Genomic DNA, 18034 nt, shown 5'->3' with positions numbered 1-18034 from the left:
AGATGCGCCCGGCGGGGGTCAGGATCAAGGGATCAGGCCAGATCCTCGATGTCCTTCTCGGTCAGTTCGCCGGGAACGATGGTGACGGGCAGCTTGCGGCCGGTGAAGGTCGCGCCCTGTTTGACCACCGCCGAGACCAGTGGACCCGGTCCGCGTCCGCCCTCGCCGGCCGCCAACACCAGAATCTTGATGTCAGGATCCTCGCCCACGACCTTGCGGATGCAGCCCTGCGGTTCGCCGCGCTCTATCAGCAGGATCGGCGTCGATCCCGACCGCTCCTGCGCCTCGCCGGCCCAACGGTTGAGCGAAGCCTGCGCCTCTTCCCGCGTCTGCCGCTCGATCTCGTCGCGCACCCCCGCCCAGTGGGCGTCGGACGCCGCAGGCGGAATGATCCGCAGCAGGACGACGTGCCCGCCGGTCGAGCGGGCGCGGCGCGAGGCGTAACGCAGCGCAGCCTCGAATTCCGGGCTGTCGTCGACGACGACCAGAAACTTCCTGGGCATGAGCCCCTCCCCTGCCCGCTACCGGGCCTGAGACGCTATCTCACGAAGGACCGAGTTGGCGATGGTCAGTTTCGCGAAGGTCCAGCCCGAGCCCGAAGCCTCGATCTCATCCACCGAAGCGCGGACGCCCTCGACTGTCGTCTGGCGCGAACCGATCCAGTCGTCGACGGCCTTTTCGGAGGCCGCCTCGCTCTGGCCAACCGCGGGCCTGGAGGCCTTGGCCACAGCTCGCGTCAGGATCAGCTGCTCGGCCATCAGGTCCTCGATCAGGCGGCGGACCGCCAGACGATCAAAGTGATCCGCCGACGGCACGTTGCCCGCCGCGGCGCGAAGACGGTCGAAGTCGAAGGCGGCGCCGACCTGATGGTAAAGGGTCGCCATCGCCGGTTCCGGCCATTTCATCTCACGGGCCAGATCGCCGATGTCGGCGGTGGCCACCAGCGGACGCAGCATGGCGAAGTCGCGCGCCATCTTTTCCGTCGCGCCCAAGGCGATGAAGCTCTGGACCCGGGCTTCGAGACGCGCCTCCTCAAAGCGCGACAGCACACCGCCGCCAGCCTTTCGCAGCGCATCGGCCGCAGGACGATAGGCGGCGATCAGGCCGTCCACGGTCGCACCCTTCTTCGCCGCCCGCCGGGCCAGCCAGAAGGTCTGGCGACGCAGGACGGTGGAGATTTCGGTGTAGAGCGCGGTCTGGGCTTCGGCCGGGATCTTCAGGTCCAGCGCGGACACCGAGTCCCACGCCTCGTCGAGACGGAAAATCTGACGCGCGGCCTCGAAGGCGATGACCATGGCGCCGGTATCGCACTGGGCCGACAGGCGCAGGCGTTCCGGGAAGGTCGGACCGCACATGTTGACGATCTCGTTCGACAGGATGGTCGAGATGATTTCGCGCTTCAGCCGGTGCCGCTGCATGTCGGCCTCGAACTTCGCCAGAGGTTTGGGGAAGTAGCGGACCAGCGTCTGCTTGAAGAAGGCGTCGTCGGGCGCCTTGGAAGCCACGATCTCGTCGAACAGCTCCAGCTTGGAATAGGCGGTCAGGACGGCCAGTTCGGGCCGGGTCAGGGCCGCGCCAGAGGCCTTCATTTCGGCCAGACGAAGGTCGTCGGGCAGGCCCTCGACCTTGCGGTCCAGTTTGCCCTTCGATCCCAGCCACTGCATGAACCGCTGCTGCGAATCGAGCGCCTTCGCGCCCTCCGCCTCCTGCAGCGAAACGGCCAGAGTCTGGTCGTAGTTGTGGACCAGCACCTTCAGCCCGACCTCATCTGTCATCGAGGCCAGCAGGGCGTTGCGCTTGTCGGCCTTCAGCGCGCCCGAGGCGATCGCCGCGCCGGTCAGGATCTTGATGTTGACCTCGTGGTCGGAGCTGTCGACGCCGGCCGAGTTGTCGATGGCGTCTGTGTTGATGCGTCCGCCGTTGCGGGCGAAGGCGATACGGCCCGCCTGCGTCAGACCGAGGTTGGCGCCCTCGCCCACGACCTTGACCCGCAGTTCGGCGGCGTCGAGGCGGATGGCGTCATTCGCCTTGTCGCCGACCTGGGCGTCCGTCTCGTTCGGCGCCTTCACATAGGTGCCGATGCCGCCGAGATAGAGCAGCTCGGCCGGGGCCTTCAGAATGGCCTTCATCAGGGTCGCCGGATCGACCGCGTCCTCACTGATCTCCAGCAGCGCCTTTATCTCCGGAGTCAGCGGGATCGACTTGGCCGCGCGCGAGAAGACGCCGCCGCCCCTCGAAATCTTCGACTTGTCGTAATCCTGCCAGGACGAGCGCGGCAGCTTGAACATGCGATCCCGCTCGACCCAGCTTGAAGCCGGGTCCGGGGTCGGGTCGATGAAGATGTCGCGGTGGTCGAAGGCGGCGACCAGCTTGATGGCCTTCGACAGCAGCATGCCGTTGCCGAACACGTCGCCCGACATGTCGCCCACGCCGACCACGGTGAAGGGCTCGGTCTGGATGTCCTTGCCCATCTCGCGGAAGTGGCGCTTGACCGCCTCCCACGCGCCGCGGGCGGTGATGCCCATGACCTTGTGGTCGTAGCCAACCGAGCCGCCGCTCGCGAACGCGTCGTCCAGCCAGAAGCCGTAGGAGGCCGACACGCCGTTGGCGATGTCGGAGAAGGTGGCCGTGCCCTTGTCGGCGGCCACGACCAGATAGGGGTCGTCGCCTTCCCAGCGGATGACGTTGGCGGGCGGAACGACCTTCCCCTTCGCGTCGATGTTGTCGGTGATGTCGAGCAGGCCGGACAGGAAGGTCTTGTAGGCGCGGATGGCCTCGGCCTGCTGGGCGTCGCGATCGCCCCCGGCGCGGACGATGCCGGCCAGGTATTTCGGGAAGAAGCCGCCCTTGGAGCCGACGGGTACGATGACGGCGTTCTTCACCTGCTGGGCCTTCACCAGACCCAGCACCTCGGTGCGGAAGTCGTCACGACGGTCGGACCAACGCAGGCCGCCACGGGCGACCGGGCCGAAGCGCAGGTGCACGCCCTCGACGTGCGGCGCCCAGACGAAGATTTCGCGATAGGGCTTGGGCAGGGGCAGGTCGACGAGTTCGCGCGAGGCGATCTTGATCGAGATATAGGGCTTGGGCCGGCCGTCCTCGCCCGTCTGATAATAGTTGGTCCGCTTGATCGCCTGCACCAGCAGGGCGAGGCGGCGCAGGGCGCGGTCGTGGTCAAGGCTCTTCACGTCCTGCAGCAGGCCGTTGATCTTCTCGACCAGCTCGGCGACGGCCGGTTCGCGCTTCGTGGCGTCCCCCTTGGCCGAGACGTCGAACTTCGCCTTGAACAGCGACAGGATGGCGCGCGCCACGGCGGGATAGTCGCGCAGCGCCTCTTCCTGCACGGCCTGTGAGGGATCCATGCCGGTCTGCTGGCGATAGCGGGCCAGGGTGCGGACCAGAGCGGCGTCACGCCAGTCGACGCCGAGCTCCAGCACCAACCGGTTGAAACCGTCGCTTTCCGTCTGGCCGGTCCAGACGGCGGAGAAGGCCGCCTCGAACGGCGCCTTGACGTCATCGAAATGCAGGTCGCCGCCGCGCGGGTCCTCCATCAGGAATTCGTGGACGTGGATTTCGGGATCGCCGGTCGGACGCAGGGCGTGGCCCCATTCCTCCAGCGTCTTCAGCCCCATGTCCGCGAGGATGGGCAGCACGTCCGACAGCGGCACGGCCGCGCCGCGACGATAGAGCTTGAAGCGGAAGTTCAGCGGCCCGTCTTCGGCGGTCCGGAAGGCGCGAACCACGACGGGGTCGCCGCCGTCGTTCAGGCCGGTGTCGTTCAGACCGTCGACCGCCATCAGGTCGCGCACGGCTTCGTCGGCGTCATAGCGATCGCGATAGCCGGCCCCGAAGGCCTCCGCCCATTTGGCGCTGAGCGGGCCGACGGCCACGTCGTCAACATCGGCGGCGCGGAGCGCGCTCTCGAAACGGTCGATCCAGCTGCGTCCAGCCTCGACCACCGCAGCGTCCAGTTCGGCCTGATCCGGGCACGGATGATCGCCGGGCGAGACGCCGATGATGTAGTGGATGCGCACCAGCGGCTGGTCGGTCAGCTGGGGATACCAAGCCGACAGACGCCCGCCCCATGCCTTGGCGAGGATGCGGCCGATGCGCTCCCGCACCGAGGCGTCGAAGCGCTCGCGCGGGATGAAGGCCAGCACCGAGACGAATCGGTCGAACGGGTCGCGACGGGTGAAGGTCTTGATGCGCGGCCGGTCGTGCAGGTGCAGAACGCCCAGCGAGATGTCGAGCAGTTCGTCCTCGCGAATCTGGAAAAGCTCGTCGCGCGGATAGTTCTCGAGGATGTTCTTCAGGCGCTTGTAGTTGTGGCTGCCCTCGACCTTGCCGGCCCGGTCCAGCGCGCCCGCGACCTTGGCGCGGATCAGCGGCACCTCGACGGCGGCCTTGTCGTAGGCCTCGGCGGTGAACAGACCGACGAAGCGCGTCTCGCCGGACGGACGCCCGTCGGCCCCGAACCGCTTGACGCCGATATAGTCCATGTAGGCCCGGCGATGGACCCGCGAGCGCACATTGGCCTTGGCCACGGTGACCGGATCGCTCAGATCCAGTTGACGCTTCATCTGCTTGGTCAGCACCGCGGGCTCTGACGCGCGACGCAGAACGGTGCGCTCTGGATCGGCCAGAACGCCCAGACCTTCGCCGGACTGGGACAGGGGCGCCTCGGACTCATAGCCGCCGTCCTTCGTGCGCGGATAGTCGTAGTCGCGGGCGCCGAGGAAGACGAAATGGTCCTGCTGCAGCCAGTGCAGGAAGGCGATGTTCTCGGCCAGCAGGGTCGGCTCGACGCCTTTCGGTCCGGCCTCGAGATGCTGGATCGCGCGCGCCATCAACTCGCCCATGGCGGCGTGGTCGCCGACGGCGGCGGCGACGTCAGCGAGGGTCAGGGCCATGGCTTCGCCGAGCGCGTCGCGGCGCTCCTGCGGCAGGGGGTCGAGAACGACGACGATAGTGGACTCGCGCCCGCCCTCCTCGTTCGTCACCGGGTGGAACAACGAGCGGACGGTGACGCCGGCGTCGGCCAGTTCGCCCATGACGCTGTCGACGAGGAAGGGACGGTCGTCCTGGATGACGATCAGCACGTCATAGCCGGTCGGCGAACCCTTGGCGCCTGTCAGCGGGGAGACGGTGATCCGTGCGGGCTCGCCGTGCGAGCGGCCCTCGGCGGCGTTCCAGGCCGAGGCGAGGAGAGAGGCGAGATCGTCGCCGGACAGTTCCGGCGTCTCGTCGGCGGCGTAGTCGTCGAACGCCTGTCTGAGGAAATCGCGGGCGTCAGCGCCCGCCTTGCCGCCCAAGGCCTTTATGAACCGCTTCTCCAGCGCCTCCAGGGTGATTGCCTGAAGGAGCGTGGGGGCGTCGGCGCCGGGCATGGACAGTCTCGTTGCAAACGCGGCCTCTCTCGGGCCGCCGGAGCTGTCGTTTGACTAGGCTGTTTGCGCGCGCATCGGAACCCCCAAAACGCACGACGCCGACCCCGCCAGGGGCCGGCGCCGCATCAGACATGCGTGACGCGTCCTAGAAGCGGACGTTCATGCCCACGCGAACGGCGTGGCTGTCGAACTTGTCGTTGCTCCGCGTCATGTCCGTGCCTGCGGTGTTCGGCGGCAGGATGAACGGGTTGGTCGGAAGCGCCGTGCCCGGTCCGGCGCGGACGACGTACTCACCGGCGTCCAGCGTCGTGTACATGTACTCACCCACGAGGGTCAGGTTCGGCGCGAGCTTGTACTCAAGACCGGCGCCGGCCTGATAGCCGTCGGCGTCTTCCTCGTTCGACTGCACGGTGAAGCTGTTGGCGCCGTTCGAGGTGTAGAACTTGTTCTGGATCTTGCCGTAGGCGCCGCCGCCGGTGACGTAGGCGAGCGTGTCGCCCATCGCATAGCCGACGCGCGCGCGGAGGGCGGCGACGCTCTCCAGATTGCGGGTGAAGATGTAGGAGGCGGGCGTCGTGCTGAACGAGGTCACCGAATCCTCGGCGTCCGTCGCACTCCATTCGCCGACAGCGCCGACCACGAAGTTGCCGAACTGGAAGTCGTAACCGAGACGCACGCCGGCCTCGACGCCGGTGTCATCGCCGCTACAGCCGGCGCCGGCGTTGTTGCTCCGGGCCTGACCATCGCACGAGCCGGGGCTGAAGGCGTTGGCGCCCGAGCCGCTGAGAACGACCTGGTCGTCGAAGGCGCCGTCGAAGTCGCGGTCGAAGATTAGGCTTTCGTCTTCTTCCTCGCCGCTGAACAGCCAGCCGGCGTGGACGCCGACGTAGGGCCCGCTCCAGTCGGCCGACTGGGCGAGGGCGGGGGCGGCGACGCCGGTCATCAGCAGGGTGGCGGCGGCGAGAGCGAAGGTCTTCATAAAAACTCCTGGGTAGCGCGTTGCGATAGGCCCCACACGGCGACCCAAACGGCGTCCGCGTGCGTACGTTCCGACGGGCGATGCGCGCAGGGGTCGCATGTGGCGGATTTGGCACAACCGGAAACTACAAGGCCGCCGGACTTTCGCCCGGCGGCCTGTTCGGATCGGCGCCCAGGAGGGGGAGGGTGGCGCCGATCTCCGTGCCGGGGCTTGGGGGGAGGGGAGGGGCCCCGGCGACAGGGATGAGATAGGCGCCGGTTGTGACCGTTCAAGGGCGGCTATTCGCCCGGATTGGGTCGCGGGCGCGGCGTGTTGACGCGGCTGGCCCCGGGCTTCTTCGGCGCGGGCTTGTCGGGCTCGGCATAGGGCTCGCCGTCGCCGGACAGAAGGATCGCCATCCAACGCGAGCCCTTGAATTCCGCCAGCACGGCCATGGCCATGACGGCCAGCGGCGTCGACAGGAACATGCCGACCACGCCCCACAGCTTGCCCCAGAAGGCGAGGGACAGAAGGACGACGACCGGGTCAATATTCTGGTTGTCACCCTGCATGCGTGGCTGGATCAGGTTGCCGGAGATGAACAGAATCGCCTGCAGGCCCACGAACAGGACGGCGGCGGGCCAGTAGCTTTCGAACTGGACCAGCGCGAACATCGGCGGCGCCAGCCCGGCGACGGCGCCGCCGATCACCGGGATGAAGCCGACGATGAAGATGACGAAGGTCCAGAACTCCGCGTTCTGCAGACCTACTGCTCGCATCAGGATCCATGCGGCGGCGCAGATCATGACGCCGGTCACGGACTGGACCCAGAGGTAGCCCTCGACGCCGCCCCGGACACGCTGGAACACCTGGACCGCCTCGTCGCGAGAGGCCTTGGTCGGGAACATGTTGATCAGCTTGCGACGGAACCCGACCTGGGAGGCGATCAGGAAGCCGAGATAGACGAGAACGAAGAAGGCGCCGGAGACGACACCCTGAATCTGGTAGGCGGCCTGACCGAGGTAGGGGCGGATGTCGAGCTGGGCGACCAGATCGGCGACCGTGGGCGGCTCTCCGCCGGCGCTGAACAGGCTCCAGACGTCGGTGAGTATCTGGTCCAGTCGCGGACCGATCCGGGTGGACACGCCGGACGCTTCGCCGAAGAAGCCAAGCGCGCCGTCAGCGATGATCCAGATCGACAGGGCGAACCCGACCAGGATGACTATGACGGCCGCGACGCCCGCCCATCGGGACGAAAGCGGTGTGCGATGCTCGATCGTGCGCTTCACGCCATCGATCATGATGAGCAGGAAGATGGCCATGGCCAGTGGCGTCAGGATGTCCCTGAGCCAGTAGACGGCGGCTCCGCCCGCCACGACGGCGATGACGGCGAGGGCGTTGCGGGACACGGCGGAGGCCGAGACGGCGGTGGGAGGCTTCATGGCCATAGGGTCGAGCTTCGCCTTATCCGCGTCAATCGGTCTTGAACCGCCACGCCCGGCGGTATTCCATGAGCGCCGTCGCCCCCGACGAGTTCCTTCAGGGAAAATCCATGACCGACGCCCTCCCCGGCCTGTTCCTCGGCCAATCGATGGACAAGGACGCGCTCGCCCAGTCGCTACTGTTCAAGCGGGCCAACCGGCATGGCGTGGTGGCTGGCGCGACCGGAACCGGCAAGACGGTGACCCTGCAGATCATGGCGCAGGGCTTTTCCGACGCGGGGGTGCCGGTCTTCGCCGCCGACGTGAAGGGCGACCTGTCGGGCATCTGCATGCCGGGCGCTCCAAACGAGAAGCTGGTCGCGCGGGCGCAGGGGATGGGCCTGACGCTGGAGCCGAAGGCGGCGCCGACGGTGTTCTGGGATCTGTACGGCCAGAGGGGCCATCCGATCCGCACCACGGTCAGCGAGATCGGGCCGGTGCTTCTGGCCCGAATGCTGAACCTGAACGATGTGCAGGAGGGCGTGCTGTCGGTCCTGTTCCACGTGGCGGACACCGAAGGCCTGCTGCTGCTCGACCTCGACGACCTGCGGGCCATGCTGGTCTATGTCGGCGAAAATGCCGAGCGGATCGGCCGCGAGGTGGGCAACGTTGCGCCTGCCTCCATCGCCTCGATCCAGCGGGCGATCCTTCAGCTGGAACAGCAGGGCGGAAAGGCCTTCTTCGGCGAGCCGGCGCTGCGGCTTGAGGACATGATGCGCACCGGGCTGGACGGCCGGGGGCAGGTCAACATCCTTGACGCGACCAAGCTGATGAACAGCCCGCGCCTGTATGCAGCCTTCCTGCTGTGGCTGCTGTCCGAACTGTTCGAACAGCTGCCGGAGGTGGGCGATCCGGACAATCCGCGGCTGGTCTTCTTCTTCGACGAGGCGCACCTGCTGTTCAACGACACCCCTGATGCGCTGCGCGAGAAGGTGGAGCAGGTGGTGCGTCTGATCCGGTCCAAGGGCGTCGGCGTCTATTTCGTGACCCAGAACCCGGCCGACATTCCGGACAGCGTTCTGGCCCAGCTGGGCAACCGCATCCAGCACGCCCTGCGGGCCTATACGCCCGCCGAGCAGAAGGGGCTGAAGGCGGCGTCGGAAAGCTTCCGCGCCAATCCGGCCTTCGACACGGCTGAGGCAATTCAGGGGCTGGGCGTGGGCGAGGCGCTGGTCTCGACGCTGGACGACAAGGGCGCGCCGACGGTGGTGGCCCGCACCGCGATCCGCCCGCCGAACAGCCGGCTGGGCCCGGCGACTGACGCCGAACGGGCGCAGATTATCGCGGCCAGCCCGGTAAAGGGCTTGTACGAGACGGTGGTCGATCGCGAATCCGCCGAAGAAATCCTCGCCGCCCGGCGGGGCGAGCAGGATCAGGCCGCCGCCAACGCCAAACTCGCCGAAGCCCGGGCAAAGGCCGACGCGATCGCTGCGAAGGACGCCGAGAAGGCCGCCGCCGCGCGGGCGAAGGAACAGGCGAAACTGCAGGCCCAGTACGAACGCGACGCCGCCCGCGCACAAACGCAGGCCCGCGCGCCGGCCCGACGCTCGACCCGCGAGACGCCGATAGAGGCGGCGACCAAGTCGGTGCTGCGCACGGCGGGATCGACCCTGACGCGGGAGCTGCTGCGCGGTCTGCTGGGCGGGCTGAAGCGGCGGTAAATTTTCGACGGCGCATTCGATGGACCGCGGTCGTCGGTCCATCGCTTCCGTCAGCTTGCCTGCCCGGAGGGCGGGACGCGGGAGAAGGTCTGCACGTCGCCCGAGCGCCATGTCAGGCCGTCGTCGGCGCTCATCTCGTAGGTGGCGCGGAAATGGTCGGCGTCGAGGCGTTGAAAGGTGATGCGTTCGCGCGCGAACCATACGCGCAGCCCGGCGCCGGATTCGAAGATCAGGGTGTCGCCTGTCCAGCCCTTGCTGCGCATAAGGCGGGCGCCGCCGGACTGGTTGCCGGCCAGCAAGAGAACGACGTCATGGGAGACGCTGTCGATCGATATCAGGCCAAGATAGCCGAATATGAGGGGCGGGTCTTCCTGATGGCGCACTTGAAGTGCTTCACCCCCGAGCGCCGTCGTGAACTCGAAGACGGAGGTCAGAGGCTTTCCTGATCGGGTGAAGGTTCCCGATCCGGCCCAGCGGCCCTCGAAATAGCTGCTTATGTCAGCGGAAAGCGTGGGGCGGGGCGCCGGAGGCTGGGTCGCGGCGGGTGGTGAGGGCGTCTGGGCGACGACGGCGGTCGAAGCCATGGAGAGGACAGCGACGCAGCTGAGCGTCGCGAAGGTCAGGCCGGCACGGCGCATTCGGATCTCCTGTTTTCAGGAGCCCGAGAAGGCGGCTGATTCTCCCGGTCTTCAAGCGCTATGAGACGAGAATTCGACCAAAAATCAGACCGTTCGGCGAGCTTCGATCGCGTCCCACATCAGGGCGGCGGCGTCGACGCCGGTGAAGCGCTTGAGCTGCTGGGCGCCGGTGGGGGAGGTGACGTTGATCTCGGTCAGCCAGTCGCCGATCACGTCGATGCCGACGAAGATCAGGCCGCGCTCGCGCAGGGTCGGGCCGATGGCGGCGCAGATCTCGCGATCGCGGGCGGTCAGTTCGACCGGCGCGGCCGTGCCGCCGACGCGCAGGTTGGAGCGGACCTGATCCTTGGGCGGGACGCGGTTGATGGCGCCCACGGGCTCGCCCTCGATCAGGATGATGCGCTTGTCGCCGGCCGAGACCGCCGGAAGGAATTTCTGGATCACCAGCGGATCACGGCTGCCGACGGCGTGGATCTCGATCAGGGCCTCGAGATTGGGATCGCCGGCCTTCAGCTTGACCACGCCCGAGCCCGCGGCCCCGTGCAGGGGCTTCAGCACAACGTCGCCGTGACGCTGGTGGAAGTCGACGAGGGCGACGGGGTCCGAGCTGATCAGGGTGGGCGGGGTCAGGCCGGGGAAGTGAGTGACCAGCAGCTTTTCGGGCGCAGAACGGACCTCGGCGGGATCATTCACCACCAGCGTGCGGGGATGCACCGTCTCCAGCAGATAGGTGGCGGTGACATAGGCCATGTCGAAGGGGGGGTCCTGACGCATCAGGATCACGTCGACGTCCTTGCCCAGGTCCAGCTTCACCTCGTCGCCGAAGCTGACGTGATCGCCGACTGTCTGGCGCAGGATCACGGGCCGGGCGCGGCAGAAAAGGCGGCCGTCCTCGAGCGCGAGTGTGCGGAAGTCATAGACCCAGATCGGATAGCCCCGGTTCTGGGCCTCCATCGCCTGAAGCCAGGTGGTGTCGGACTCAATGTTGACCCCTTCGATGGGGTCCATCTGGATCGCGACTTTCAGCATGGGCTGTCCTTCCGAGCGGGCCAGCCTGCGTAATGGGCAGCCCGGCGGGCCGGCGCAAGGTCAGTTGAGCTGCAGCCGGACGCGATCCAGCGACATGCGGCGGTGGACCTCGGTCGGATCGTCGACGCCGCGCGCCCGGGCGAGGGCCTCCATCGCGCCGGTCAGGGCCCCCTGCTTTTCCCGCGCCGTCGCGACGTCGAGCCACGGCCGGTGGTCCTCGGGATCGAGCAGGGCCCGGCGCAGGGCAGAGCGTTCGGCCATCTCATAGTCCTGGGCACGGATGGCGCGGATGAAGAGCAGGTTCTGCAGGCGGATCAGGGTCTGGCGATCGCTGACCGGGGCCATCAGGACGTCGAGCCGGTCCGCGACGTGCGGGGTCAGGCCCGCGCGCAGGGCCCGGCGGGTCAGTTCCGACGGCAGGACGAGGCGGCCCTGACTGAAGGGGTCCAGCGCGACCGGTCCCTCGCTGGTTTCGACCCGCAGCAGGAAGTGGCCCGGGAAATCGACGCCCTGCGCCGTGATCCCCGCGCGGGCGGCCGCGTCGAGATAGAAGACGGCCAGAGCCGCGGACAGCCCGCGCCGGCGCTCGGCCACGTCGATGATGTCGGTGTTGCCGGGGTGATCGTGGTTCAGCAGGTCGCCGTTCAGCCGCAGGTCGGCGGCCATGGTCTCGGCCAGGGCGTCGTCGGGGCTTTCTCCGCCGATGCGTTCGGACAGGCGCTCAGCCGCGGCGGCGGCCAGCAGGCGGACGGGCTCGGGGTCGCGGAACGGGTAGTCATGGATGGCGCAGGCGATCGCGGCTTCGAGCAGCGGGAAGGTTTCGTCCTCCGCCAGCCCGGCCTCGGTCAGGATCGATTCAGCGTCTTCCCGGGTCACCCCTCCGTCCTCCGAACGGCGTAACATTCCGACGATGAACCGGAAACCGGCCGGGAGCCAGCGCTACAATATCGATACGAAGCTGATGACCGGCCAGGCTGGGTCTTTGACGCAACACCGCGCGGCCGGCGGTCAGCAGGCGTTCGTACTGATCGGCGGTGAGGGCGCAGAGGGCCAGATCCAGCGTCTTGCGGCGCTTGACCTCGATCACCGCGAGGACGTCGCGACGGCGGGCGAGGATGTCGATCTCGCCGGCGCGGGTCTTCAGCCGGAAGCCGAGGATCTGGTAGCCCTTCAGCATCAGCAGCGTGGCGGCGAGCCATTCCGACGCGTGGCCCACCTGACGGGAACGGCCGCCGAGGGAAACCCGCCAGCCGCGTTTGGCGCGGACGACCTTCGGCGCCTTCAGCCGGGTCGCGGGCCGGTCGGTCACCGGCCCTGAAGCTCCAGCGCCCGCTTGTAGAGCGGCTTGCGGGGGAGGTTAAGCGCTCTGGAGACCTCCGCGGCGGCCTCGCCGGGGGGCAGGCGGGTCAGGGCCTCGGTCAGGGCGGCGTCGGCGTCATCCGCGCTGGCGACCTCCTGCTCGCCGGGCGCGACGACGATGACGATCTCGCCCTTGGGGGCCTGGCAACGGGGATCCGTCGCGAGGTCGGGCAAGGAGCCGCGCACGCACTCTTCGTAGAGTTTGGTCAGCTCGCGGGCGACGGCGGCGGGGCGGGGGCCGAGGACGGCGGCCATGTCGGCCAGACTGTCGGCCAGACGGGGGCCGCTCTCGAAGAAGACGAGGGTCTGACGGCCGGTGCGGAGCTCTTCGAGCGCGGTGCGGCGCGCGCCTGACTTCGGCGGCAGGAAGCCGGCGAACAGGATACGGTCGGCGGGCAGGCCGGCGATGCAGAGGGCGGCCAGCATGGACGACGGGCCGGGGATCGGATGCACCGGCAGGCCGGCCTCGATCACGGCGCGGGCGACGACGAAGCCGGGATCCGAGACCATCGGCGTGCCCGCGTCGGAAACGAGGGCCACCACCGCCCCGTCCCGCAGATGCTCCAGCGCCACCTCTGCGGCGCGGGCCGAGGCGTGATCGTCGCACCGCTCCAGCTTCACCTTCAGCCCGTAGGCGGACAGCAGTTTTGCGGTCACCCGGGTGTCCTCGGCGAGCACCAGATCGGCGGCGGCGAGCACGTCGAGCGCCCTCAGGGTCATGTCTCGCAGGTTCCCGATCGGCGTCGCGACCAGATAGAGGCCGGACGCGACGGGGCGCGCTGGCGGGGCGGTCGGTGGGAAGACTGAGGGATCGGACACGGCGGGACCGTGCCCGAGCGCGGGGTTCCGCTCAAGCATGCGTTGTCGCGATCAGGTCAGAAGCGCCTTGAGGATGCTGTCGAGGAGAGGGCGGCCGGCGGGGGTGGCGATGATGCGATCGGGTGTCGCCGTCAGGAAGCCGTCGGCGATGAGGTCGTTCAGCCGGGCGGGCCGGAGCCCTTCGAGGTCGTTGCGGCGGACGCCCTCGATGGTGCGCAGGCCCAGCAGGATGCGTTCCTCCGCGGCCTCGGCGGGGGTCAGGGCGTCGCGCTCGCTCCACGGGTGGGCGGACGCGACGCCGGCCATGTACTCGGCGATGCGGCGGTGGGCGACCGTAGCGGTGCGGGCGCCGTCCAGCGTCAGCCGGCCGTGGGCGCCGGGGCCGAGGCCGAGATAATCCCCGCCGCGCCAGACATGCAGGTTGTGAGCCGATCGGGCTGCGACGCCGCGAGCGTGGTTGGAGACCTCGTAGGCGTCGAAGCCGGCGGCCTCGAGTACCGACTGGGTGGTCTCGTAGAGTTCGGCGGCGAGGTCCTCGTCGGGCGGGGCCCAGACGTGCCGGGCGACGGCGCGGCCGAAGGCGGTCGTGGGCTCGATGGTCAGCTGGTAGGGCGAGACATGCTCGAAGCCGAGGTCGAGGGCGGCGGTCAACTCGGCCGCCCATTTGGCGGGCGTCTGGCCGGGACGGGCATAGATCAGGTCGATCGACAGGCGCGGGAAGGCGCGGACGGCGACGGCGACGGCCCGGCGGGCCTCGTCGGCGGAGTGGTTGCGGCCGAGGAAGGTCAGGGCGTCGTCGTCCAGCGACTGGACACCCATCGACAGGCGATTGACGCCGGCTTCGGCCATGGCGGCGAACCGGTCCGCCTCGGCGTCGGTGGGGTTGGCCTCCAGCGTGATCTCGATCGCGCCGCGCGGAGGGAAAAGCGTCTCCGCGCGTTGGATGATTTCGCCGACCGCGTCCGGGTTCATCAGCGAAGGCGTGCCGCCCCCGAAGAAGATGGAGGCAAGCCGGCGTGGGCCGACGAGACCCGCCTGCGCCTCCAGATCGGCCAGGATGGCGGCGACGAGACCGGCCTGTTCCTCCGTGCGCCCACGGTCCCGCACGACGTTGAAATCGCAATAGGGGCAGATACGGGCGCAGTATGGCCAGTGGACGTAGAGCGCGACGTCCGAACCCGGATCTGGAACCGGATCAGTCAATCAGGGCGGCCTTCAGCTTTTCGAACGCGCGGGCGCGGTGGCTGATGGCGTCCTTGGTCGCCGGGTCCATCTCCCCGAAGGTCTGGTCGTGACCTTCAGGGATGAAGACGGGGTCATAGCCGAAGCCCCGGTTGCCGCGCGGGGGGAAGGTCAGGAGGCCGTCCACCCGACCCTCGACCACCACGGCTGGCCCGTCCGGCCAGGCGACGGCGAGGGACGAGGTGAACCAGGCGCGCATGTCCGTGGCGCCGATCTCTTCCAGCCGCTGCTCCACCTTGCTCATTGCGAAGCCGAAATCCTTGTCCGGCCCGGCCCAGCGGGCGGAGAAGATGCCGGGCGCGCCGTCCAGCGCGGCGACGGACATGCCGGAGTCGTCCGCGATGCAGACCTCGCCCGAAAGATCGGCGGCGTGTCGCGCCTTGAGCAGGGCGTTGCCGGTGAAGGTTTGCTCGGTTTCGTCCGGTTGGGGCAGATTCAGGCTGGCGGCGGTAACCACGGTGTAATGTCCGTCCAGCAGGGCCTCGATCTCTCTCGCCTTGCCCGGATTGTGGGTCGCCGCGACCAGCCGCATCCCCTTGATCAACTTCAGCATTTTTCCCTCGAGCGCGGCCGTAACAATCCATGACCAAAGTTTAATATCGTTAAACGATATGTAACGTGCATTAACCCGGCGCAAGTCCTATCTATTATCTCAAGAACGGACGACGCGACGTTCCCCTATGAGGCCAAAACCGGCAACAACGATGCAGCGTCACCAGAAAACGGAGACAAAATCGTCTCCACTCAGGATCAACGGAGAAACACGATGCACAGCATGAACGCTTCCTACTTCATCGAAAAGGTCGGCCACGGCATCATGAACGCCTTCCTTCTCGCCGCCTTGCCGACCGCTCTGGTCGCCACGCTCATCCAGGCCCTGTGATCGGTCGCCGATCGATCACCGGAGCTTTGACGAGACGCATGACACACGCGATGAATAAGACCGCGCGAGGGTTCGCCGGACCCCGCGCGGCGATCGCGCCCTGATTAACCGGCCAGACGAGGCCCCCACCGCATGCCACGCCCGATGACGAAACCTCTCGGGATCCGCGTGCCGCATGTGAGCCTTGTGTCTATTTCCGGCGTGGCGGACATCGCCTGCCGGGTCGCATTCTGGGTTCTGGCCGTCACGGCCATTCTGATCCCCACCGCCGTGCTCGGCCTCAAGTTTCTGTCGCCCGACGCCATGCTGACCGCCGGCGAGGGCGAAGACGCCATCCAGGTGGCGCTGCCCTGGGCCTATGTGCTGCTCGCCGCGGGCGCCAGCTTCGCCTATCTCGGCATTTCCGCCCTTATCTTCCGCCTGCTGATCGGCATCGTCGCGACGCTCAAGGCGGGCGATCCCTTTCAGCCGAGAAATGTGGTGCGTCTGCACCAGATCGGTCTGGCCTTCGCCTCGGTGACCGTGGGCGTCTGGATCGGCCAGTTCGCGGTGGCCCGCTTCGTGCGCGGCGCCATGCAGGCGCCCAGCATTTTCGAACTGATCACCCCGTCCTTCGCCGTCATCGTTCTGGTCGTCATCGCGGAGGTGTTCCGCGAGGGCGCGCGCCTTCGTCGCGAATCCGAACTTACCATTTGACCAAGTTGCGTTAGAGCAAACCTATGGCCATCCGCGTTCAACTGGACCGCATTCTCGTCGAGCGACGCATGTCGCTGACCGAGCTCGCCGATCGGGTCGGCGTGACGGTGGCCAACCTCTCGATCCTGAAGACCGGCAAGGCGCGGGCGATCCGCTTCTCGACGCTGGACGCCCTGTGCCGCGAGCTGAACTGCCAGCCCGGCGACCTGCTGGGCCATGCTCCGGGGCCGCAAGAGGCCGGGACCGACGACGAGGCATGAGCCGGCGGGACGATCTCTCGTCCGAGGATCGCCGCATCTGGGCGCGGGTCGCCGGCTCGGTCACGCCGACGCCGCGCCGCAAGGCCTTGCGGGTGACCGGGACCGAAGAGCCGCCCGCCGCACCCCTTCCGCCAAAATCGCCTCCAAAGGTTCGCAAGACCGTCGCGGCGCCCCCATCCGCGACACCTCTGGCAGCGGCGGCGTCCGTCCGCACGCGGGGTCTGGCCGAAGAGCTGGAGCCGAGACGTCAGCGCCGGCTGTCGCGTGAGCGCGATCCGATCGACGCGCGCATCGATCTGCACGGCTATGGCCGGTTTCAGGCGCAGGATGCGCTGACGGCCTTCCTGCTGGGCGCGCAGGCGCGCGGCTATGGCGCCGTGCTGGTGATCACCGGGCAGGGACGGCGGGGCGGAACGGGCGTGATCCGCGCCTCGGTCCATGAATGGCTGCAGGCCCCCGCCCTGCGCGGCGTCATCTCGGGCTTCGCGCCCGCCGCGCGCAAGCACGGCGGGGACGGAGCGCTCTATGTGACGATCAGGCGGGGTTGAGGGCCAGCCCGGCGTCCTTCGCCAGCTGCTCCAGCGAGGTCATCGGGCGGGGGCCCCAGTGGGCGATGACTTCGGAGGCGGCCAGAGAGCCCAGCTTGCCGGCGTCCTGAAGCGACAGGCCGCGCGCCAGACCCAGCAGGACGCCCGCCGCGTATTGGTCCCCGGCGCCGGTGGTGTCGACCACCTTGTCGACCGGGAAGGCGGTGACGGCGACGCGCTCGTCTCCGGACAGGATGACAGAGCCGGCCGCGCCGCGCGTAATTGCAGCGACTTCGACCATCGAGGCCAGACGGGCGGCGGCGGCGTCGAAGTCTTCGGTTTCGAACAGGGCGGTCAGTTCGGCTTCGTTGGCCAGAACGATGTCGGCCGAGGCCTCGATGAAGGCCAGCAGTTCGGCGCGCCAGCGGTGGACGACGAAGCTGTCGGACAGGGTGATGGCGACCTTGCGTCCGGCGGCGTGGGCGGCGGCGGCCGACTCCTCGAAGGCGGCCCGGGCCGGGGCGGGGTCGAACAGATAGCCTTCCAGATAGACGATCTGAGACGCGCCGATCAGGTCGGCGTCGATGTCGTCCGGGCCCAGCTGGTTGGCGGCGCCGAGGAAGGTGCACATGGTGCGCTGGCCGTCGTCGGTGACGTTGATCATGCAGACGCCGGTGGCGAGGCCGGCCGCGGCGCCGTCGGCCAGCGGAGGGGTGTCGAAGGTCACGCCGGCGGCGCGGATGTCGTGGGTGAAGACGCCGCCGAGGGTGTCGTCGGCCACCTTGCCCACATAGGCGGCGCGTCCGCCGAAGGAGCCCACGCCGGCGACCGTATTGCCCGCTGAACCGCCCGAGGCTTCCACGCCGGGGTTCATGGATTCGTAGAGCGAGGCGCTGCGGGCGGCGTCGACCAGCTGCATCGAGCCGGGCGTCAGGCCCTGGGCGTCGAGGAAGGCGGGATCGCAGGGCGCGAGCACGTCGACGATGGCGTTGCCGACGGCGCAAACGTCGTAGAGGGCGGGGGTCTGGGTCATGGGCGGCCCTTTAGCGGAGGCCACGAAGCGCGTCACGCCCAAACACATAAGGATATCTTTA

The 18034-nt window shown here is 68.3% G+C and carries 16 protein-coding genes; 4 read left to right on the top strand and 12 right to left on the bottom strand.

Features of this window, described 5'->3' with window-relative positions:
- Positions 1-32: 32 nt before the first annotated feature.
- The 4 genes from ACIQC9_RS12615 to ACIQC9_RS12600 form a co-directional block, all read right to left on the bottom strand.
- Positions 33-503 (bottom strand): universal stress protein, encoded by a 471-nt coding sequence (locus ACIQC9_RS12615; protein WP_400616396.1) that lies wholly within the window; start codon positions 501-503, stop codon positions 33-35.
- Positions 504-521: 18 nt separating this feature from the next.
- Complete coding sequence (locus ACIQC9_RS12610) at positions 522-5387, bottom strand: NAD-glutamate dehydrogenase (RefSeq protein WP_400616394.1); 4866 nt, start codon at positions 5385-5387, stop codon at positions 522-524.
- A gap of 145 nt (positions 5388-5532) precedes the next feature.
- The gene (locus ACIQC9_RS12605; protein ID WP_400616392.1) at positions 5533-6366 is read right to left on the bottom strand and encodes an outer membrane protein; all 834 of its coding nucleotides are present in this window, start codon (positions 6364-6366) and stop codon (positions 5533-5535) included.
- A gap of 278 nt (positions 6367-6644) precedes the next feature.
- Entirely contained in the window at positions 6645-7787 is a 1143-nt protein-coding gene (locus tag ACIQC9_RS12600; RefSeq protein WP_400616389.1) for an AI-2E family transporter, read from the bottom strand.
- A gap of 110 nt (positions 7788-7897) precedes the next feature.
- Here ACIQC9_RS12600 and ACIQC9_RS12595 point away from each other — a divergent pair, with 110 nt between their 5' ends.
- Positions 7898-9487, top strand: a complete 1590-nt coding sequence (locus tag ACIQC9_RS12595) for a helicase HerA-like domain-containing protein (protein ID WP_400616387.1) — start codon at positions 7898-7900, stop codon at positions 9485-9487.
- A 50-nt stretch (positions 9488-9537) separates the two neighbouring features.
- Here the strand turns inward: ACIQC9_RS12595 and ACIQC9_RS12590 are convergent, their stop codons facing one another.
- The 7 genes from ACIQC9_RS12590 to rdgB all read right to left on the bottom strand — a co-directional run bounded on the left by ACIQC9_RS12590 (position 9538) and on the right by rdgB (position 15127).
- The gene (locus tag ACIQC9_RS12590) at positions 9538-10125 is read right to left on the bottom strand and encodes a hypothetical protein (RefSeq protein WP_400616385.1); all 588 of its coding nucleotides are present in this window, start codon (positions 10123-10125) and stop codon (positions 9538-9540) included.
- 84 nt (positions 10126-10209) lie between these two features.
- Positions 10210-11154 (bottom strand): glutathione synthase, encoded by a 945-nt coding sequence (gene gshB, locus ACIQC9_RS12585; RefSeq protein WP_400616382.1) that lies wholly within the window; start codon positions 11152-11154, stop codon positions 10210-10212.
- A 60-nt stretch (positions 11155-11214) separates the two neighbouring features.
- Positions 11215-12030, bottom strand: a complete 816-nt coding sequence (locus ACIQC9_RS12580; RefSeq protein ID WP_400616380.1) for a SirB1 family protein — start codon at positions 12028-12030, stop codon at positions 11215-11217.
- Entirely contained in the window at positions 12011-12463 is a 453-nt protein-coding gene (locus ACIQC9_RS12575) for a YraN family protein (RefSeq protein ID WP_400616378.1), read from the bottom strand. The genes ACIQC9_RS12580 and ACIQC9_RS12575 overlap by 20 nt, the downstream gene beginning before the upstream one ends.
- A complete protein-coding gene (gene rsmI, locus ACIQC9_RS12570) occupies positions 12460-13332 on the bottom strand; it encodes a 16S rRNA (cytidine(1402)-2'-O)-methyltransferase (RefSeq protein WP_400616376.1) in 873 nt (290 codons plus the stop codon). Before rsmI ends, ACIQC9_RS12575 begins: the two co-directional genes overlap by 4 nt.
- A gap of 51 nt (positions 13333-13383) precedes the next feature.
- On the bottom strand, positions 13384-14535 hold the full coding sequence (gene hemW, locus ACIQC9_RS12565; RefSeq protein ID WP_400616374.1) for a radical SAM family heme chaperone HemW: 1152 nt from the start codon (positions 14533-14535) through the stop codon (positions 13384-13386).
- Positions 14528-15127, bottom strand: coding sequence for an RdgB/HAM1 family non-canonical purine NTP pyrophosphatase (gene rdgB / locus ACIQC9_RS12560; protein WP_400616372.1), 600 nt, complete (start codon positions 15125-15127; stop codon positions 14528-14530). The genes hemW and rdgB overlap by 8 nt, the downstream gene beginning before the upstream one ends.
- Before the next feature lie 474 nt (positions 15128-15601).
- Here rdgB and ACIQC9_RS12555 point away from each other — a divergent pair, with 474 nt between their 5' ends.
- Genes ACIQC9_RS12555 through ACIQC9_RS12545 form a run of 3 tightly spaced genes read left to right on the top strand, consistent with a single transcriptional unit; the run spans position 15602 to position 16961 of the window.
- Positions 15602-16153, top strand: a complete 552-nt coding sequence (locus ACIQC9_RS12555) for a DUF2975 domain-containing protein (RefSeq protein ID WP_400616369.1) — start codon at positions 15602-15604, stop codon at positions 16151-16153.
- Positions 16154-16176: 23 nt separating this feature from the next.
- Positions 16177-16413, top strand: a complete 237-nt coding sequence (locus ACIQC9_RS12550; protein WP_400616366.1) for a helix-turn-helix domain-containing protein — start codon at positions 16177-16179, stop codon at positions 16411-16413.
- A complete protein-coding gene (locus ACIQC9_RS12545) occupies positions 16410-16961 on the top strand; it encodes a Smr/MutS family protein (protein WP_400616364.1) in 552 nt (183 codons plus the stop codon). The genes ACIQC9_RS12550 and ACIQC9_RS12545 overlap by 4 nt, the downstream gene beginning before the upstream one ends.
- On the opposite strand, the gene ACIQC9_RS12540 is transcribed toward ACIQC9_RS12545, so the two are convergent.
- Entirely contained in the window at positions 16948-17973 is a 1026-nt protein-coding gene (locus tag ACIQC9_RS12540; RefSeq protein WP_400616362.1) for an adenosine kinase, read from the bottom strand. The genes ACIQC9_RS12545 and ACIQC9_RS12540 overlap by 14 nt on opposite strands.
- Positions 17974-18034 lie beyond the last annotated feature (61 nt).

The sequence above is a fragment of the Brevundimonas sp. NPDC092305 genome (genome assembly GCF_044755415.1).
Lineage (GTDB): Bacteria > Pseudomonadota > Alphaproteobacteria > Caulobacterales > Caulobacteraceae > Brevundimonas.
The sequence above is the reverse complement of the archived record's forward strand: the minus strand, read 5'-3'. Positions and strand labels throughout refer to the sequence as shown.

What these genes read in the sequence shown, in the direction of transcription:
- ACIQC9_RS12615 (WP_400616396.1), bottom strand. Translation starts at nt 503, where the DNA reads ATGCCCAGGAAGTTTCTGGTCGTCGTCGACGACAGCCCGGAATTCGAG.
- ACIQC9_RS12610 (WP_400616394.1), bottom strand. Translation starts at nt 5,387, where the DNA reads ATGCCCGGCGCCGACGCCCCCACGCTCCTTCAGGCAATCACCCTGGAG.
- ACIQC9_RS12605 (WP_400616392.1), bottom strand. Translation starts at nt 6,366, where the DNA reads ATGAAGACCTTCGCTCTCGCCGCCGCCACCCTGCTGATGACCGGCGTC.
- ACIQC9_RS12600 (WP_400616389.1), bottom strand. Translation starts at nt 7,787, where the DNA reads ATGAAGCCTCCCACCGCCGTCTCGGCCTCCGCCGTGTCCCGCAACGCC.
- ACIQC9_RS12595 (WP_400616387.1), top strand. Translation starts at nt 7,898, where the DNA reads ATGACCGACGCCCTCCCCGGCCTGTTCCTCGGCCAATCGATGGACAAG.
- ACIQC9_RS12590 (WP_400616385.1), bottom strand. Translation starts at nt 10,125, where the DNA reads ATGCGCCGTGCCGGCCTGACCTTCGCGACGCTCAGCTGCGTCGCTGTC.
- gshB (WP_400616382.1), bottom strand. Translation starts at nt 11,154, where the DNA reads ATGCTGAAAGTCGCGATCCAGATGGACCCCATCGAAGGGGTCAACATT.
- rdgB (WP_400616372.1), bottom strand. Translation starts at nt 15,127, where the DNA reads ATGCTGAAGTTGATCAAGGGGATGCGGCTGGTCGCGGCGACCCACAAT.
- ACIQC9_RS12555 (WP_400616369.1), top strand. Translation starts at nt 15,602, where the DNA reads ATGACGAAACCTCTCGGGATCCGCGTGCCGCATGTGAGCCTTGTGTCT.
- ACIQC9_RS12550 (WP_400616366.1), top strand. Translation starts at nt 16,177, where the DNA reads ATGGCCATCCGCGTTCAACTGGACCGCATTCTCGTCGAGCGACGCATG.
- ACIQC9_RS12545 (WP_400616364.1), top strand. Translation starts at nt 16,410, where the DNA reads ATGAGCCGGCGGGACGATCTCTCGTCCGAGGATCGCCGCATCTGGGCG.
- ACIQC9_RS12540 (WP_400616362.1), bottom strand. Translation starts at nt 17,973, where the DNA reads ATGACCCAGACCCCCGCCCTCTACGACGTTTGCGCCGTCGGCAACGCC.